Genomic DNA, 15,665 nt, shown 5'->3' with positions numbered 1-15,665 from the left:
TTCGCGGGAACTCGCAAGGGGTTGGCGGCTGGCACCCGTTGCGCCAGTGCGCCTTATCCGACCACGCGCAGGTTCGACAACTCGTTGGCAATCTCCTTGAAGTTGTCGGAGAGCGTTGCGCCGGTGGCGTTCCAGAACAGCTTGGCCGGTTTGCTGGGGTCGGTCGGATCCTTGCGGAAGCGGGAATCGGAAGAGCAGGCCTTCAGCGCGGCCATCGCCTTCTGGTCGCTTGAACTGGTCGACGACATGTCGAGCGCCACCGTCATCACCATGATCTTGGCCGCCTTGGCGTTGTCGCACAGCTTCGCCATCTGCTCGTTCATCGCCGCGGTGTAGTTGCTCGACGAGTAGTTGAACTGGCCGATGGCGCTCGACGTGCCGCCGAACAGGCGGGTGACCGAGGTGCCGTTATAGCCGACGCCGGTATAGCCGTAGGCGGCATAGGTCGACTTGTTGCCGGCCGGGTCGGAATTGACCGTCGAATAGGTGTTCTCGCCGTCGGTGAGAACGATGACGACCTTGTCGTTGCCGCGCTCGGATTCCGGACGGCCTTCGGTAAAGGGTTCGGCGCTCGATACGCTGCGCCAGCCCCAGGCCGTGCCTTCGGGCACATTGGTGTTGCCGTTGGGTTGCATCAGGTCGATCGCCGCCTTGATGGCCGCAAGCCCGTCCGCATTGGTGACGTCGGTGAGCGGCGTGATCGGCGTGGTGGTGCAGCTGTAATTCGGGCCGGCGCCTTTCGACAGCACCGGCGCATCGATCGGCCGAGGCATGAAATACTTGGCCATGTTGGATTGGCGGGTCTTGCCGGTGGTGCTCGACGGATCGTCGTTCCACCAGCTGTTGGCGGCGCCGTAGGTGACCGGGTTCGGCTCATCCGGATCCTGGGTCACCTTCCACTGGTTGCCTGGCTCGTCGGGCGCGAACATCGGCACGAACATCGTCGCCGGATCGCCGACGCCGATGCCGGTGTTGTTGGGCCCGCCCGAGGCCGGCGTGTCGTCGACATTGTAGGGATAGGGGCGCACTTCCACGCAACCCTGCCAACTGGCGAACGGGCCATAGGTGTCGTTGTAGTCGTATTCGTTGTGGCTGCGCTTGCAGGTATTGTCGGAGCGGTACTGGTCGCACACGACGCGTTTGCTGCCGACGATGCGCTCGTGGCTGGTCACCACCTGCATGTCGCGATAGAGCGAGAAGCGGCTCAGCACCTGGTCTTCGGTTTCCCCCCAGCCGGTGCCTTTCTTGTACCATATGCCGCTGATCTTCTGGGCGTATTTGTCGGGCGCATTCAGCGCCGACCAGTCGAAATTCTCATTCGCTATCGGCGACAGCCCATAGACGTCCACCCACGGGGCGTTGTCGTTGTCCGGCCCAACATTGACCGAGGCCGCGAACGGCACGAGGCTGAACTGGACCGGCTTGTCGATCTGCTTGATCTGCGATGCCTGCTGCGCCAGCGTGTCGACAAGCTGCTTGGCGGCCTGCTTGAGCAGGTCGATGCGCTTCTGTCCCGTGCCTGTGCCAGGCGTTGTCATGGAGCCCGAATTGTCGAGCACCATCGCCACTTCCAGCGTGTTCTTCAGCCGCACCTGGGAGTCCATGTCGAGGTTGATCGACTTGTTCGCATCGGCCGTGGATGCGCCGACAAGCAGCGAGGAGGACGGATAGAAGTAAGGGTGGTAGTTCAGCGTCGCGCTCATCGTGAGCAGGCCGCCGCCGGCCTGGCTGGTGGGCAACGTGATGTCGAGCGAGATGTTGGCGGGGTCGATGTTGTTGAGGTTGGCGTTGAAGAAGTCGACCGCGTAGGCTCTGATCTGATCGTCCGTGGCGCCTTCGGCAAGCCGCCGCGCCGCGGCGAAATTGGCGGCGTCGAGCGCGTTCAACACCATCTGCTTCTGGCGGTTGAGCTCGCTGAAGTCGACCGCCATCGCTACCGCCCCCATCAGCGGCACCATGGCGATCGCTGTCATGAGCGCATAGTTGCCGCGGCGGTCGCGGCAGAAGTGACGCCAGAATTCACGCATTTCAGGTAAGCGGCCCCCCGCCGACGGATTTTCTGTCGGGCCACACTTCCACAAAACGCTGAAGGACCGGTTTGGTAAACCGCTCGATTGCTTAACGGCGGCTTCACCAACCGCTAACCAAACCAGTTGCCATGGTATGGCCCACGATGAAAAACGCCCGCCTAGAGCAATTCCAGGAAAAGTGCACAGCGGTTTTCCGCCCGGAATTGCGTTGAAACAAAAGGCTAGAGCGTTTCGCCGTTCCGTGAAACGGTGAAACGCTCTAGCGGCGGGCGTCCTCGATCGTTTGCGGTGCGGCTCAGCTGACGATGCGCAGGTTCGACAGCTCGTTGCCGATCGCCTTGAAGTCGTCCGACAGCGTGGCGCCGGTCGAGTTCCAGAACAGCTTCGCCGGCTTGGTCGAGTCGGTCGGATCCTTCCTGAAACGCGAGTCCGATGAGCAGGTCTTCAAGGCTGTCATCTGCGCCGCCTCGGCCGTGTTGGTGGAGTCGAGGTCGAGCGCGATGGTCATGACGATGATATTGGCCGCCTTGGCGTTGTCGCACAGCGTGGCAAGATGCTCGCTCATGGCCTTGGTGTAGTTGGCGTTCGAATAATCGGTCTTGCTGACATTGGTGCTGGTGCCGAGGAACGGCCGTCCATAGGTGTAGGTGCTTCCGAACGGCTTCGTCTGGCTGCTCGAGCCGTTGCCATAGGCAAGGTATCCAAGGGACGAATAGATCGCCTTGTTGCCGGAGAGATCGTTGCCGCCCTGGTTCCAGTTCGATCCTGAATAGCTTTGCGCGGTCACCGACGTCGGCGTGTAATAGGTATTGGCGCCGTCGGTGAGCACGATCAGCACCTTGTCATTGCCTTTTTCGGTCTCGGCGCGTCCCTCGGTGAAGGGCGCGGTGCTCGACAGCGTCCGCCAGCCCCACGCCATGCCTTCCGGGACATTGGTGGCGCCGACGTCGACCATGGCGTCGATCGCATTTTTGACCGTCGTGGCGCCGCCAGAGGTCGAGACATCGGTCAGCGGCGTGATCGCCGTCGTGCTGCAACTGGTGTTGGGGCCGGCATTGCTGCCGTAGGCAGGGGTGACCTTGGTGCCATAGTTGAAATATTTCGGCATGTATTTCTGGCGCGTCGGGTTGTCGGTGCTCGGCGTGACGTCGAGGTGCCAGTTGTTGTTTGCCGGCCGGGAGTTGCTGTCGGTATTGTCGGTTTCGTCAGGCGCGAACATCGGCACGAACAGTGTCGCCGGCGTCGAGGTCGAGGCGGCCGTATCCTGGATGTTATAAGGATAGGGACGGGACTCGACGCAGCCGCCCCAAGTCGCTATCGGGGCGTAGGTTATGTTGGACGTGCAAACGTTGTTCCAGTCTTTGGTGCACGCCGAAATCCGCTGCATCCATTTGTAAAGCGAGAAACGCGTCAGCGGCTTGTCTTTCTGGGAGGCGTCCCAATCGGTGCCGCGCGCATACCAGATGCTGCCGACCTTCTCGACATATCTCTGTGGCCAGGGCGAATTCGCCTGGGTCATCGTCGTCCAGTCGAAATTTTCGTGCTGGATGGGCGAGATGCCGTCCTGGTCCATCCAGGCCGCCGACGCGTTCGCCGAGCCGATATTGACCGAGGCAGCGAACGGAACCAGGCTGAACTGAACCGGCTTGGAAACCTGCTTCATCAGCTGCGCCTGGCCGGCAAGTTGGTCGACAAGCTGCTTGGCGGCGCTCTTCAAAAGGTCGAACCGCACCTGGCTCGAGCCGTGGCCGAGCTCAGTCATCGAGCCCGAATTGTCGAGCACCAGCGACACTTCCAACGTGTTCTTGAGTCGGATTTCAGACCGCGCCGATAAGTTGATAGTGGTCTGGCCGGGTGTTCCGCCGAGCAGCGCGACCGCGGCCGGCAGGAAATAGGGCTTGTACTTCAGGCCGGCTTCGAGCACCAGCGTGCCGCCGCCGGCATTGTTGTTCGGCAATGTGACCGTCAGCGTCGTGTTCACCGGAAGAACGTGCCTGAGATTGGCCTCGAAGAAGGTTTTAGCATAGGCCTTGGCGTCCGTGTCGCTGGCCCCGCCGACGATCTGCTGTGCCGTCGCGATGCCGGCGGCGTCCAGCGCGTTAAGTGTCTCCTGCCGTTCCCGCACCAGTTCGGTATAGTCTATGGCAACCGCGACGCCGCCCATCAGTGGTATCATCGTGATGGCCGTCATCAAGGCGTAGTTTCCCCGCCTGTCGTGAAAAAAATCGCGGATCATTGTGCTTACCCCCGCCAAAGATCCATGTTGGAGTACGACCATGGTCGCAGTTGGTTTGGTACTATGGTCATAAATCGTTAAATTTCAGCTTTCGCGAAACTGTCAAGAACGCGGCGCCTCTTTGACTGCGCGTTAACCCTGTGCAACCGGCGGTCCGCCCATGGCGGATACCTGTTGCCCCGTCCGCGCTTGACGGAAGGACAGGTCGGGAAAGCTGGTGACAGGATGAGGCGCTTCGGCTATGCGGGGCGGACCGCGGCGGCCTTCAGCGCGATGCGGTTCATGATCGAAATCAGGGACACGGCATGGCGGATTCGCCTGACATCATCGCTTCGCTCGACGATCTTGTGGGGCGCTACGCCGCCATACTGTGCGACGTATGGGGCGTCGTGCACAACGGCGAATGGCATTTTCCGGCCGCTGCCGCCGCACTTGCAAGGGCGCGCGCGGCCGATGTGCCTGTCGTGCTCATCACCAATTCGCCGCGTCGCAGCGCCGACGTCGTCGCCCAGATGAAGGTGATCGGCGTCCCTGGCGATGCCTGCGACCGGGTCGTCACGTCCGGCGACGTGACCCGCGACCTGATCGCCGATGGCCCGAGGAAGATCTTTCATATCGGCCCCGAGCGCGATTTCACGCTCTATGACGGGCTCGATGTCGATCTGGTCGAGGAATTCGAGGCCTCGGGTATTGTCTGCACGGGCCTCTATGACGACGAGGTCGAGAAGCCCGCCGACTATGCCGAACTGCTGCAGCGGCTGCGTGCCCGCAATCTGCCGTTCATTTGCGCCAATCCGGATATCCTGGTGGAGCGCGGCGAGCGCACCATCTGGTGCGCCGGCGCGCTCGCGCGGGATTACGCGCAATTGGGCGGACGCACGCTGATCGCCGGCAAGCCCTTCGCGCCGATCTACGATGTCGCCATGAAGGAGGTCGCCGGCCTTCTTGGCCGCGCCGTCGAGCGCAGCGAGGTTCTCGCCATCGGCGACGGCATGATGACGGATGTCAAGGGCGCGGCCGACAACGGCTTCGACGTGCTCTATGTCTCGGGCGGCATCCACGCTCGCGACTATGGCGATCCGCTCCGCCCCGACCCCGAAAGGCTGGCGGGCTTTCTCGAAAGGCACGGCTACCGGCCGGTCGCCGTCATTCCGCGTCTGCAATAGGTTGGTGGTCTGGCCATGACGGACGCCTCGATATGAAGCAAGCTTTCGAACGTCTTTCCGCGATCGCGCCACTGCCCGCGCATCTGCGCGGCGGCGTCGTGGCGATCGGTAATTTCGACGGTGTCCACCGCGGCCATCAGTCCGTCCTGGAGCGCGCGCTGACCGAAGCCCGCCGCAACGGCGTGCCCGCTTTGGTGCTCACTTTCGAGCCGCATCCGCGCAAGATCTTCCGGCCACAGGTGCCGCTCTTCGTGCTGACGCCGCCACCGATGAAGGCGCGGCTGCTTGCCGGGCTTGGCTTTGCCGCCTTGGTCGAGCAGCCGTTCACGCGCGATTTCGCCTCGCTGTCGCCCGAGGCTTTCGTGACCGATGTGCTGGAGAAGAACCTCGGCATCCGCCACGCCATCACCGGTTTCGACTTTCATTTCGGCAAGGACCGCCAGGGTGGCCCGGCCTTTCTGATGGCTGCCGGAGAACGGCATGGCTTCGGCGTGACGCTGGTCGATGCCTTCCGCGATGAGGGCGCGGAGGTGGTTTCATCGAGTCGCATCCGGGGACTGCTCGCCGAAGGCAAGGTGGAGGAGGCTGCCGGCCTGCTCGGCTACCGTTTCACCGTCGAAGCCGAGGTGATCGGCGGCCAGCAGCTTGGCCGCACCCTCGGCTTCCCGACCGCCAATATGCGGCTTTCGCCGGAAGCGGCCTTGAAGGAAGGGATCTATGCCGTCCGCTTCCGTCGCGCCGACGGCACGCTCCATGATGGCGTCGCCAGCTTCGGCCGGCGTCCCACCGTCGACGACAATGGCGCGCCGCTGCTCGAAACCTACGTCTTCGATTTTTCCGGCGATCTCTATGGCCAGACCTGCCAGGTGTCGTTCTTCGGCTTCCTGCGGCCGGAGCTCAAATTCGACGGCCTCGATGCGCTGGTGGCGCAGATGAAAAAGGACGAGGCCGAGGCGCGGGCGCTGCTGGCGGGCGTTCGCCCGCTCTCGCAACTGGACGCCGAGATCGCGTTCTAGTGCGTTTCACGGGAACGGCGAACCGCCCTATCTCCTTGTTTTGACGCAATTCCGGACGGAAGGCCACGCCGAAGTCGCCGAGCCCAACCGCTACACACTTTTCCTGGAATGGCTCGGATCGTCTTCAGTCTGCCGCTCGATCAAAGGCTGACTCGCATGGGTGAAGCATTTCACCGACCGCGGGCGCTTGATTGCGCAGAAAGCGCTAATGAAGATAGACCTAATGGTGTGGGCCGTTGTCCTGCCCTGCGCGGCGCTGTTCATCCTCTGCGACGGACTTAGCGCGCATTGGGGCAAGACCGGCAGCGGCCGCAGCCTGGCCATCGTCATGCTGCTGTCGCCGGTATCCTACTTCATGTTTGCCTTCATCAACACGCGACTGAATCTTGCCGTTACCGGCGCTCTGGTCAATACGATTGTGGTGGCCGGCGCCGTTCTGGTCGGCGCGGTCGTCTTCAAGGAGGACGTTTCGAAAGCCCAATATCTCGGCATTGCGCTGGCACTTGCCGCAGTCACGCTTCTCAACGCCGACTGACGGAAGCCTACCGCTTCAGCGCCAGGCCGATGGCGATGAAGCTCCATCCCTGGAAGACCAGGTCGATCGCCAGGAAGATGCCAAGCACCCAAAGGCTGTTCACCGGCCAGCCCATGGCGATCATCAGGCCGAGCAGAATGGTGATGATGCCGGCCGCTAGCAGCCATCCCCAGCCTTGCTGCGGCCGGTGATTGAAGGCCACCCAGGACCGCAGAAGCCCCGAAGCGACGAGTGCGATGGCCAACAGCAGCGTCAGCACCGCCGAGGCCAGCAACGGGTTGTCGAAGGCGAAGAAGCCGGCGACGGCGTAGAGCAGGCCGCTCAGCAGCCAGTAGAAGAAACGTCCCCAGGTCTTGACCCCGAAGGCGTGGATGATCTCGATGACACCTGCCATCAGCATCAGCCAGCCGACGACATAGACCGAGGCGACGGTGGCGATGAACAGATTGCCGAAGGCGATGCCGCCGAAGATCAGCAGCAACACGCCGAGCGCCACGAACCATCCCCATTTATCCCGCGTCTGGCCGATCGCGTCCTTGAGAGCGTCGCTTGGCAGAGTCATGGTTTCATCTCCCTCGAAATTCACCACCGGTCGTGCGGCGAAAGGAAGCTAAACCCAACGGCATTGTCCGTCCAGCAACACGGGCCCAGCCCGCGGGCGGCCGGCTGTGCATGACCTTCCACCACGATCGAGAATCGCGACGATTTGATAGCCACGGGCGGGCGGCGCGAGAGCATGCGCTTTCCTTCAAGCGCCGGGGGTGAGCTCGGCCGCTACATCGTCGACGAAACCCTGAGCCGGTTCCGAAATACCGGACAGGCAAGCCGCGTATCCCGGCAACCATAAAGGCGGCTATTGTCGCGACGGCCGGACTTCGTCCGGGAACGGCGCAAGCGTCGCCTCCAGTGTCTCCCTGCCGGCCTGCTCCCAGCCTCGCGCCACGAATTCTCTGGCCTTCGCTTCGTATGGAGCACGGGCCGCGGGCGAGGTGACCCACTCCCGCATGGCGTTTTCCCATCCTTCGACGTCGAGCGGATCAAGGCAGAGTCCCGACGAGCCGACAACTTCGGCGATGGCTCCGCCCGTGGAGGCGATCAGCGCCTTCCCATAGGCCAGCGCCTCCACGGGCGGCAGCCCATATCCTTCATAGAGCGACGGATACACGCAGAACGCGCTGTTGCGGTAAAGGCGGGACAACGTTGCGTCGTCGACGTTGTCGAGATGGACAAGGCTCTTGCCGTAGTCGGGATGGCTGTGAAGCTTCGCCAGGATCCCGTCGACCATCCAGCCGCTGCGGCCGACGAAAACCAGCTTCATGCCGCTGCGCGCGACCGTTCCATCCAGGACGATGCGCCTCCAGACATCCATGAGCAGCGAATGGTTCTTGCGTGGTTCGATGGTGGAAACGAACAGGATATAGCGATCGGTCTCGATCCCGTCCGGCATGCGGCCGTCCGCCTTCGATTCGCGGGCGCTGTCGCAGCCGAGAGGGACTTGTTTCAGCTCCGGCAGATGGACGCCGAGCTTGGCGGCATAGTCCTCGACGTCAGTGGTGACGCGCCTCGACGTCAGGATGAAGCGGTCTGCCAGCCCGACCGCCAGGTTCACGTAGTCGGTGAATCTCTTGACGTCGTGCGGCTTGTACCAATCGGGAAACTGGATCGGAATGATGTCGTTCAAGAGTACGATCAGCTTTGCGCCGGCCAAGCGCGCCTCGCGCGAAATGACCTCGATATCGGTATGCGCCCAGTCGTTGTTCATCAACAGCAGATGGTCGCCGGGCGAAAGATCGTATTTGTCGCCGGCCACGGTCCTGAGCGGGACGATACGAGCGCGTGAACCGCCCCCGCGAGCGACCTGCCACCGCTCGTTTTCCTTCATCAGCCGGTTTTCGATCCGCTCGAGGAAACGAACAAAAGGGCTGCCGGGATGGCGCCGGCCGAACGCGCCAATTTCCGTTATCAGCATCCGGCGCGGTCTTATGATCGTCATCAGCAACCGCCGCGCCCATTTCGGCCAGCGATCGTAGAACCTTATCTTGATGCGGGCCGGGTCCGGGTAAAAGCTCATGTCGCATGAAATGTCGCCGGCGATGATTTCCGCTGCCATACCAGGCGAAACCTGTCTAAGGACCCGCTCGATCGGGTCGAACACGGTGAACGCCACATCGGAAGCCTTGAATGCGGCCGCCGCGGCCGCGTAGTGGCGTTGCACGCGGACCAGGCCGACCGGAGGGCCGAGCCAACGCACCATGCTCGAGAGATCGACGACGAGACGCATCATTCGGGCCGCATCAGTTGAGCCGCATTCTTGCGGGACGCGCGATCATCCTGCGCCAGGCCAGTCGAGGTCCCAGCGCGAGCGTCCTGAAGGAGGGCGCGCCGACAGCCGCGAGGAACAGCAGCTTTAGAGTGAGGGTGAGGGGTATGTCCGCGGTTCGCAGCAGCAACTCGATGTCGCGTCTTTCCTGGCTGGAGATGCCGACCCCCGTGGCGGCGCGCGACGCCAGAAAGCTTGCGATGGCCTGCGCGGCTTGGCCGTTCGCGTCGAACGGCTCGGCGCGATGGCGACGCAGCAGCGCCGACTGCCTGGCCAATGCCGCGGCAGCCTTTTGCTGATCTTCCTTCATGCGCGATACCTGTCCCGGATGCGATCTCAGCTTCACGAGCCGCGCATCCATGTTGGCCAGTTTTCCCGTTTCGGAAAGCCGCAGCCATAGATCGTAGTCTTCCGCATGGGTGAATGCGCGGCGGTAGCCTCCCGCGCGCCGGACGGCCTCGGTCCGAAACATCACTGTCGGATGAAGCATGGGATTGTATCTGGCAAGCGCTTCGCGCAACGGGTCGCCGCCGGCGGGGACGTCAAGCGGCCTCAACGGATTTCCGTCCCGGTCGATCTGCAACCCCGCCGTACCGAGCAGCTGCAGGTCGGCATCCGCGTCGAAACACGCCACTTGCAGGCGCAACCTGCCGGGCAGCGAGACATCGTCACAATCCATGCGCGCCACAAGAGGGGCCTGCGCGAGCGAAAGCCCCATGTTCAGCGCATCGACGATCCCCTTGCCGCGGTTGGCGACAAGCCTGACGCGGCTGTCGCGGTCGCTGATCGACGTCGCGATCGCGGCGCTGTCGTCGCGAGATCCATCGTCGACGACGATGACTTCGATATCCGCCAGATCCTGGTCCAGGATGCTTTGCAGGGCCTCGCCGACATATTGCGCGCCGTCTCGCACCGGAATGATCACACTCACTGTCGGCAATGGAACTTTCCTTGCGATAATCGGTCGTGACCGAATGGCCGTTGAATTGTCGAATGTCGGCGGCCTGGTTTCAAAATTCCAATTCCAAAGTTTCGTCGGTCTGTCGACTGTCAATCTCTTTGTCCGGCCGATCCGAGTGCGATCTCAAGCGCGGGAGCGAGCAGTCGCAGGACCGCCTCGCGCTTTTTCGCCTTCAAAGAAAGGTCGCCGTCGAGGCCGACTTCATGAAGCCAGCTTCCCCGCCATTCGCAATAGGCCTGTCTGAGCTCAATTCCCGGCAAGGCGGCGAATGCGGTTATCGGCCGTTGCGGCACCGCGTTGGGATCCGCATTCCGATAGAGCACTTCCCAATTGGCTCCGCCAGTGTCGAGGCCGGCGAACCAGTCGAGCCCGAAATCGAGAGGCTCGCGGCCGACGGCGTCGAACCGAAAGAAGCAATAGCCGGCCCACAAATACCATCGCGCGCCTGCCCAGCGCAGATCGCCGTAAAACGCCGCGTCTTCAAGAGGTTCGAAGGGGTCGCATGGCTTCGTCGGGAAAAGGTCCTGGTCGAGGAATCCGAACGCGGCCGGCGCGCCAGGCTTCAGGATGTTGTGCCACATCCAATTGAGCGCCGCGCCGTGGGACCGGCTCGGGTTCCTTACGGTCCATGGATTGACCGGCAGCCTGACATAGGCCGCGCCGTGAGCCGCGCATACCTGCCTGTTCTTGCGCGCGGAAGCTTCGCCGACGCTGTTGTCGGCCACGATGTGGAGATCGTGGCGAACAAGTCCGCTCGTCAGCCGCAACTGCAGATCCAGGCATTGAGCATCGCCGAAGGCAACGGTCAGCAGGACATGGCGACCCCGGGCGGACGCGCGGATGCCCTGGATGTCGCCATCCTTGGCCGGCTGGCGCAGAAACCTCCGGTCGATTTTCCGGTAACGGGCAGTTTTGACGGCGTGCAGCAGCGGCTGCAGCCTCAGCCATTGCCGCCAGTCATATTCGCGCAGGGCCCTTGGCACGGCTGTGGCGGCTTTCAGTCGAACCCGGCTTCGCAGGCGCGATCGCCCCGTGGAACTTTCATGAGCGCGCTCCGGTTGGTCTTGGCGGGAGAAAGCTAGAACGCGACAGCATCCAAGTCTCTTGATAACCGGCTATATACAGCATATTCGTGGTTTCAACACGGCCAACATTTAGGCGCCCGGCCGTGTTTGTTTGATTGGGGAAGTCTGGGGCGCACCCGGAGTCTCTCTCCGTCGATCCGACTTGGGGGATAAGGCGGCGCTCCGGAAAATGAGATGAAAATCTGCTGCGCAATCTCTGCCCTCTTCATGAATGGGGGGCTGCAAAGGGATTGCCTCAACATCAGCGACCGACTGGTCCGGCGCGGCCATAGCGTGACGATCCTGACGACCCGCCAGGTCGGTCATGTCGAGAGTTCGGCTGCGATAAAAATCCAGCCGGCACGGGTTCTCTCGAACCCTGGCACCGAATATGCGCTGGGTAGGACCGTGCTGACCGCCAGGCGGGACTTCGACTGCGTGGTCGGTTTCAACAAGATGGCGGGCCTGGATATCTACTATGCCGGCGACCCGCCCTATTTTGTGTCGAAGCTCGGGTGGTGGCGGCCGTTTTCGCCCCGCTTCATGCGCCAGCAGAAGCTCGAATCGATGATCTTTGCCCCTGGCAACGCCGTGCAGATCATCGCACTCAGCGAACACCAGGCAACGCTTTACCGCAACTTCTGGCGGACGGAGGAATCGCGCATTCACGTCGTCGGACCGACGCTCGATCCGAAACGCCGCAGACCGGAGCTGCTGGCTGTCGACCGCAATGAAATCCGCGATCGTTTTGGGCTTCCGCGCGAAACGGTCATCGCCTTGACCATCGCCAACAGGTTGAAGGTGAAGGGTCTCGACCGGGCGATAAAAGCGCTTCAGCCGTTCCCGGAGATCCATTGGCTGGTAGCCGGCCTTCGAAAAAACAGCGAGGAGGAAACGCGGCTTCTCGGCCTGATTGCCAAAGCCGGCATATCGAAAAGGGTCACTCTGCTGGGCATCCAGGAGGACATCCCGGCGGTCGTGGTCGCGAGCGACTTCATGCTGCACCCGGCTCGCCTGGAAAATACGGGCACGGTTATTCTCGAGGCGCTTGCAAACGGCCTGCCGGTCATCGCATCGGACGCCTGCGGATATGCAAAATATGTCGGAGCCAGCGGGGCGGGACTGGTTGTGGCCAGTCGCGACGACCCCGAAATCTGGCGGCAGGCAATCCTGAAAGCCGGCAACCCGGCGGTCCGGGACCAATGGCGCGAGGCGGCTCTTGGCTACGGCGCGTCGAACCCGCTTACCGGCGGACTGGAAGCAGCCTGCGATCTGATAGAGACGCTGCGCCACAACCGGCGCTCCGTTTAGCGCAGCGACACCGGCGATTACAAATCGTCAAGGGCGATGCCGCTTATCGGCGGCATTGGGTGAAAAGCGACCCCCACCGGCCACGGCCGGCCGATCGCGTCCTTCATGGCATCGCTTTGGTCGACTTCCCTCCAGATGTGGCCGGCGCATCCTGTCGTGAGGGAAGGTAGTCCCAATGGCACTGCCGTCCAGAGTCGCCGCTATTGCAAAGATGTGCCGAAGCTGGTGTCATCCCGTTTTGCACCACTGGTGAGGCACGGTGATGAAGCGCTCCTTTGGGCTTACCCTGTTTTCCTCAACTCTCGCTCTGTGCGCTGCCGCTACGGCGTCCGCTTCCGCAGCCCAGCCTGGCGATCCGCCGGCCGGCATTGCCAAGATAGAGACGGTGGTCGTCATCTTCGCGGAGAACCGCGCTTTCGACAATCTCTATGGCCATTTTCCTGGCGCTGACGGCATCGACAAGGCGAGCCAGGAAAGCCTGCAGCAGCGTGACCGTGACGGCTCCGTGCTGTCCGAACTGCCGCCGGTGTGGGACGGGCTGACCGCCAAGGGCGTCACGCCGCCGGTGACACAGGCGATGACCGAACACCTTGCGAACGCGCCGTTCACCGTGAACGACGCGAAGGGTTTCAACGTCCCGCTTACGGTCGTGACGCACGATCTCTGGCATCGCTACTACCAGAACCAGATGCAAATCGACGGCGGCAAGAACGACATGTTCGTCGCCTGGGCCGATTCGGGCGCCATGCCGATGAGCAACTGGGACGCCTCCAAGACCGACATGTGGGCGGTCGCGCAGAAATACGTGCTGGCCGACCACTTCTTCATGGGCGGGTTCGGCGGCTCATTCTTCAACCACCAATGGCTGATCTGCGCCTGCGCGCCCTACTACGCCGATGCCGACAAGAACCCTGCCAAGCCGTCGATCTCGGTGACGGACGACAGTGGCACGGCGCTGAAGGTCGCCGACAATTCACCGAAATCGGCGCGCGACGGCATCCCGAAATTCGTCTCCGACGGCAACCTGACGCCGGATTTCTACGCGGTAAACACGATGCAACCGCCTTTCCAGCCGAGCGGCAACGATCCGGCGCCTGGCGGCGATCCGCGCCTAGCGGATCCGGCCAAGCCGACGACCCTCCCACCGCAGACCGAGCCGACCATCGGCGACATGCTCAGCCTCAAGCACATAAGCTGGGCATGGTATTCAGGCGCCTGGCAGTACACCCTCGACCACGGCAACCACACGCCGATCCCGAATTTCCAGTACCACCACCAGCCGTTCAACTATTACGCCAACTTCGCGCCTGGCACCGAGGCCAGGCGCGAACATTTGCGCGACGCGGGGCTGGGAGGCGTGAGCTTCACCCAGGCGATCGACGATGGCGCCCTGCCGCAGGTTTCCTTCTATAAGCCGCAGGGCAATCTCAACGAGCATTCCGGCTATGCCGACATCCAGGCGGGCGACCGCCATATCGCCGATGTCATCGCGCATCTGGAGAAGAGCCCGCAATGGCCGCACATGCTGGTCGTCGTCACCTATGACGAGAATGGCGGCATCTGGGATCATGCCGCGCCGCCCAAGGGCGATCGCTGGGGGCCCGGCACGCGCATCCCCGCAATCATCGTTTCGCCCTTCGCCAAACACGGCTATGTCGATCACGCGCCCTATGACACCACCTCGATCCTTCGCCTCATCACGGAGCGTTTCGAACTGCCTGTGCTGCACGGCATCGTGGTTCGCGACCGGGCCGTTGCCGCGCATGGCGAGCCACCGCTCGGTGACCTTACCGGCGGGCTCGACCTGAATTGATGGCCCGTATCCGGAGAACGAGGATGGACGCTGACAGAATTGTCGCGCTGGTCACCGCTGGCGGCATCGAGCTCACCGACCGCCGGCGTAACGCTACGGATGACGGTTGGTCGCTCAGCTTCGCCAACGGCGCCACGGTGGAAGTGGGTGACGACGGCTCTGCGCGCATTGGCGGAAAAGGCACCAAGGCCGTGGCTAGGTTGCTGGACCAGCCGGTCGCGCCGCGCGACACTTGATCTAGTGGCCGTCCTCATCCGGATGCTGCCGACCATGTTACCGATTTTAAGTCAAATTTTACCGAACGCACGGCATGGCTTGAGCGCTGGCAGATGGTGCTGCCGGCGCGTTTCGCGTAAGGGGTGACGATGCGTATTGTCGGGACGATTCCGCTGGCCGTCGCCATGGGCCTGCTCAGTGAACCTGTCGCCCAAGCGGGCGAGGGCAGCTGGATATCCGGCGACTGGTACCTGACGCTCGGCGCCACCGCGCTGGTCGCGCCGAATTTCGAGGGCGGCAAGAAATACATGCTCAGCGCCCAACCGATCGTCTCGCTCGGCAAGGTCGGTCCGGAGGCGCGCTTCACCTCGCGCAACGACAACATCTCGCTGGCGCTGATCGATGACGGTTCCGTTCGCGCCGGCTTGACCGGCAAGTTCATATTCTCGCGCGAGAGCAAGGACGAGCTCAAGGGCCTTGATCCCGTGCGCTGGGGCGGTGAGGTGGGCGGCTTCTTCGAATTCTATCCGCTGGATTGGCTAAGGGCGCGCGCCGAGCTCAGGCACGGCATCCGCTCCCATAACGGCTTCGTCGCGGACATCGCCGCGGACGCCTTCTATGACATCACGCCGACCGTGCGCATTTCCGGTGGTCCGCGCGTTTCCTTCGCATCGTCCGACTATTTCGACGCCTATTACGGCGTCAACGCCAAGGAAGCTGTCGCTTCGGGCCTGAGCGAGTACCATCCCGGCGGCGGGCTGAAATCGACGGGGCTCGGCGGCGCGATCACCTGGAAAGTGACCGAGCCGATGACGGCGAGCGTCTTCACCGAATATTCGCGCCTGATGGGGCCGGCGGCCGATTCCAGCCTGGTCAAGGAACGCGGCGACCGCAATCAGTGGACCTTCGGGGTCTCGACCACTTACCGCTTCAATTTCACCATGTAGGCCGTGAAAGCGGCTCCATGCCTTGAAATCCGCGCTTTATTCCTGCCGCG

13 protein-coding genes are annotated in these 15,665 nt (G+C 62.7%); 8 read left to right on the top strand and 5 right to left on the bottom strand.

The features are described from left to right. Window positions 1-53: 53 nt before the first annotated feature. Both FJ417_RS11855 and FJ417_RS11850 read right to left on the bottom strand, forming a co-directional pair. The gene (locus FJ417_RS11855) at window positions 54-2,027 is read right to left on the bottom strand and encodes a pilus assembly protein (protein WP_140783541.1); all 1,974 of its coding nucleotides are present in this window, start codon (window positions 2,025-2,027) and stop codon (window positions 54-56) included. Between the two features lie 298 nt (window positions 2,028-2,325). Further along, on the bottom strand, window positions 2,326-4,266 hold the full coding sequence (locus FJ417_RS11850; protein WP_140783540.1) for a pilus assembly protein: 1,941 nt from the start codon (window positions 4,264-4,266) through the stop codon (window positions 2,326-2,328). Between the two features lie 305 nt (window positions 4,267-4,571). On the opposite strand from FJ417_RS11850, the gene FJ417_RS11845 reads away from it, so the two are divergent. From FJ417_RS11845 to FJ417_RS11835, 3 genes are all read left to right on the top strand, one after another. Beyond that, window positions 4,572-5,432 carry a TIGR01459 family HAD-type hydrolase gene (locus FJ417_RS11845; protein WP_140783539.1) on the top strand — a complete coding sequence of 287 codons (861 nt, stop codon included), beginning with the start codon at window positions 4,572-4,574 and terminating at the stop codon, window positions 5,430-5,432. A gap of 32 nt (window positions 5,433-5,464) precedes the next feature. Further along, entirely contained in the window at window positions 5,465-6,448 is a 984-nt protein-coding gene (locus FJ417_RS11840) for a bifunctional riboflavin kinase/FAD synthetase (RefSeq protein ID WP_140783538.1), read from the top strand. Between the two features lie 208 nt (window positions 6,449-6,656). Next, window positions 6,657-6,983: a hypothetical protein gene (locus FJ417_RS11835; protein WP_140641115.1), complete on the top strand. Its 327-nt coding sequence runs from the start codon at window positions 6,657-6,659 to the stop codon at window positions 6,981-6,983. Window positions 6,984-6,990: 7 nt separating this feature from the next. On the opposite strand, the gene FJ417_RS11830 is transcribed toward FJ417_RS11835, so the two are convergent. The 3 genes from FJ417_RS11830 to FJ417_RS11820 form a co-directional block, all read right to left on the bottom strand. Further along, entirely contained in the window at window positions 6,991-7,545 is a 555-nt protein-coding gene (locus FJ417_RS11830) for an HdeD family acid-resistance protein (protein WP_140641117.1), read from the bottom strand. Window positions 7,546-7,836: 291 nt separating this feature from the next. Then, the gene (locus tag FJ417_RS11825; protein WP_140783537.1) at window positions 7,837-9,267 is read right to left on the bottom strand and encodes a glycosyltransferase family 1 protein; all 1,431 of its coding nucleotides are present in this window, start codon (window positions 9,265-9,267) and stop codon (window positions 7,837-7,839) included. 10 nt (window positions 9,268-9,277) lie between these two features. Continuing rightward, the gene (locus FJ417_RS11820; RefSeq protein WP_246687438.1) at window positions 9,278-10,234 is read right to left on the bottom strand and encodes a glycosyltransferase; all 957 of its coding nucleotides are present in this window, start codon (window positions 10,232-10,234) and stop codon (window positions 9,278-9,280) included. A gap of 62 nt (window positions 10,235-10,296) precedes the next feature. On the opposite strand from FJ417_RS11820, the gene FJ417_RS11815 reads away from it, so the two are divergent. The 5 genes from FJ417_RS11815 (at window position 10,297) to FJ417_RS11795 (ending at window position 15,615) form a co-directional block, all read left to right on the top strand. Further along, a complete protein-coding gene (locus FJ417_RS11815; RefSeq protein ID WP_210240643.1) occupies window positions 10,297-11,346 on the top strand; it encodes a hypothetical protein in 1,050 nt (349 codons plus the stop codon). A 177-nt stretch (window positions 11,347-11,523) separates the two neighbouring features. Then, window positions 11,524-12,639: a glycosyltransferase family 4 protein gene (locus tag FJ417_RS11810; RefSeq protein WP_140704285.1), complete on the top strand. Its 1,116-nt coding sequence runs from the start codon at window positions 11,524-11,526 to the stop codon at window positions 12,637-12,639. 262 nt (window positions 12,640-12,901) lie between these two features. Next, window positions 12,902-14,452 (top strand): acid phosphatase, encoded by a 1,551-nt coding sequence (locus FJ417_RS11805; protein WP_140783534.1) that lies wholly within the window; start codon window positions 12,902-12,904, stop codon window positions 14,450-14,452. A gap of 23 nt (window positions 14,453-14,475) precedes the next feature. Continuing rightward, a complete protein-coding gene (locus FJ417_RS11800) occupies window positions 14,476-14,688 on the top strand; it encodes a hypothetical protein (RefSeq protein ID WP_140704281.1) in 213 nt (70 codons plus the stop codon). Window positions 14,689-14,817: 129 nt separating this feature from the next. Continuing rightward, window positions 14,818-15,615, top strand: a complete 798-nt coding sequence (locus FJ417_RS11795) for a MipA/OmpV family protein (protein WP_140783533.1) — start codon at window positions 14,818-14,820, stop codon at window positions 15,613-15,615. The last annotated feature ends 50 nt before the right edge of the window (window positions 15,616-15,665 follow it).

This window comes from Mesorhizobium sp. B3-1-7 (genome assembly GCF_006439385.1).
Taxonomy (GTDB): domain Bacteria; phylum Pseudomonadota; class Alphaproteobacteria; order Rhizobiales; family Rhizobiaceae; genus Mesorhizobium.
Note: the sequence above shows the minus strand (reverse complement) of the source record. Positions and strands in the feature narration are given on the sequence as shown.

Excerpts from the sequence above, each read along its gene's own strand:
- FJ417_RS11855 (WP_140783541.1), bottom strand. The coding sequence starts at position 2,027 with ATGCGTGAATTCTGGCGTCACTTCTGCCGCGACCGCCGCGGCAACTAT.
- FJ417_RS11850 (WP_140783540.1), bottom strand. The coding sequence starts at position 4,266 with ATGATCCGCGATTTTTTTCACGACAGGCGGGGAAACTACGCCTTGATG.
- FJ417_RS11845 (WP_140783539.1), top strand. The coding sequence starts at position 4,572 with ATGGCGGATTCGCCTGACATCATCGCTTCGCTCGACGATCTTGTGGGG.
- FJ417_RS11840 (WP_140783538.1), top strand. The coding sequence starts at position 5,465 with ATGAAGCAAGCTTTCGAACGTCTTTCCGCGATCGCGCCACTGCCCGCG.
- FJ417_RS11835 (WP_140641115.1), top strand. The coding sequence starts at position 6,657 with ATGAAGATAGACCTAATGGTGTGGGCCGTTGTCCTGCCCTGCGCGGCG.
- FJ417_RS11830 (WP_140641117.1), bottom strand. The coding sequence starts at position 7,545 with ATGACTCTGCCAAGCGACGCTCTCAAGGACGCGATCGGCCAGACGCGG.
- FJ417_RS11825 (WP_140783537.1), bottom strand. The coding sequence starts at position 9,267 with ATGATGCGTCTCGTCGTCGATCTCTCGAGCATGGTGCGTTGGCTCGGC.
- FJ417_RS11815 (WP_210240643.1), top strand. The coding sequence starts at position 10,297 with ATGTCGGCGGCCTGGTTTCAAAATTCCAATTCCAAAGTTTCGTCGGTC.
- FJ417_RS11810 (WP_140704285.1), top strand. The coding sequence starts at position 11,524 with ATGAAAATCTGCTGCGCAATCTCTGCCCTCTTCATGAATGGGGGGCTG.
- FJ417_RS11805 (WP_140783534.1), top strand. The coding sequence starts at position 12,902 with ATGAAGCGCTCCTTTGGGCTTACCCTGTTTTCCTCAACTCTCGCTCTG.
- FJ417_RS11800 (WP_140704281.1), top strand. The coding sequence starts at position 14,476 with ATGGACGCTGACAGAATTGTCGCGCTGGTCACCGCTGGCGGCATCGAG.
- FJ417_RS11795 (WP_140783533.1), top strand. The coding sequence starts at position 14,818 with ATGCGTATTGTCGGGACGATTCCGCTGGCCGTCGCCATGGGCCTGCTC.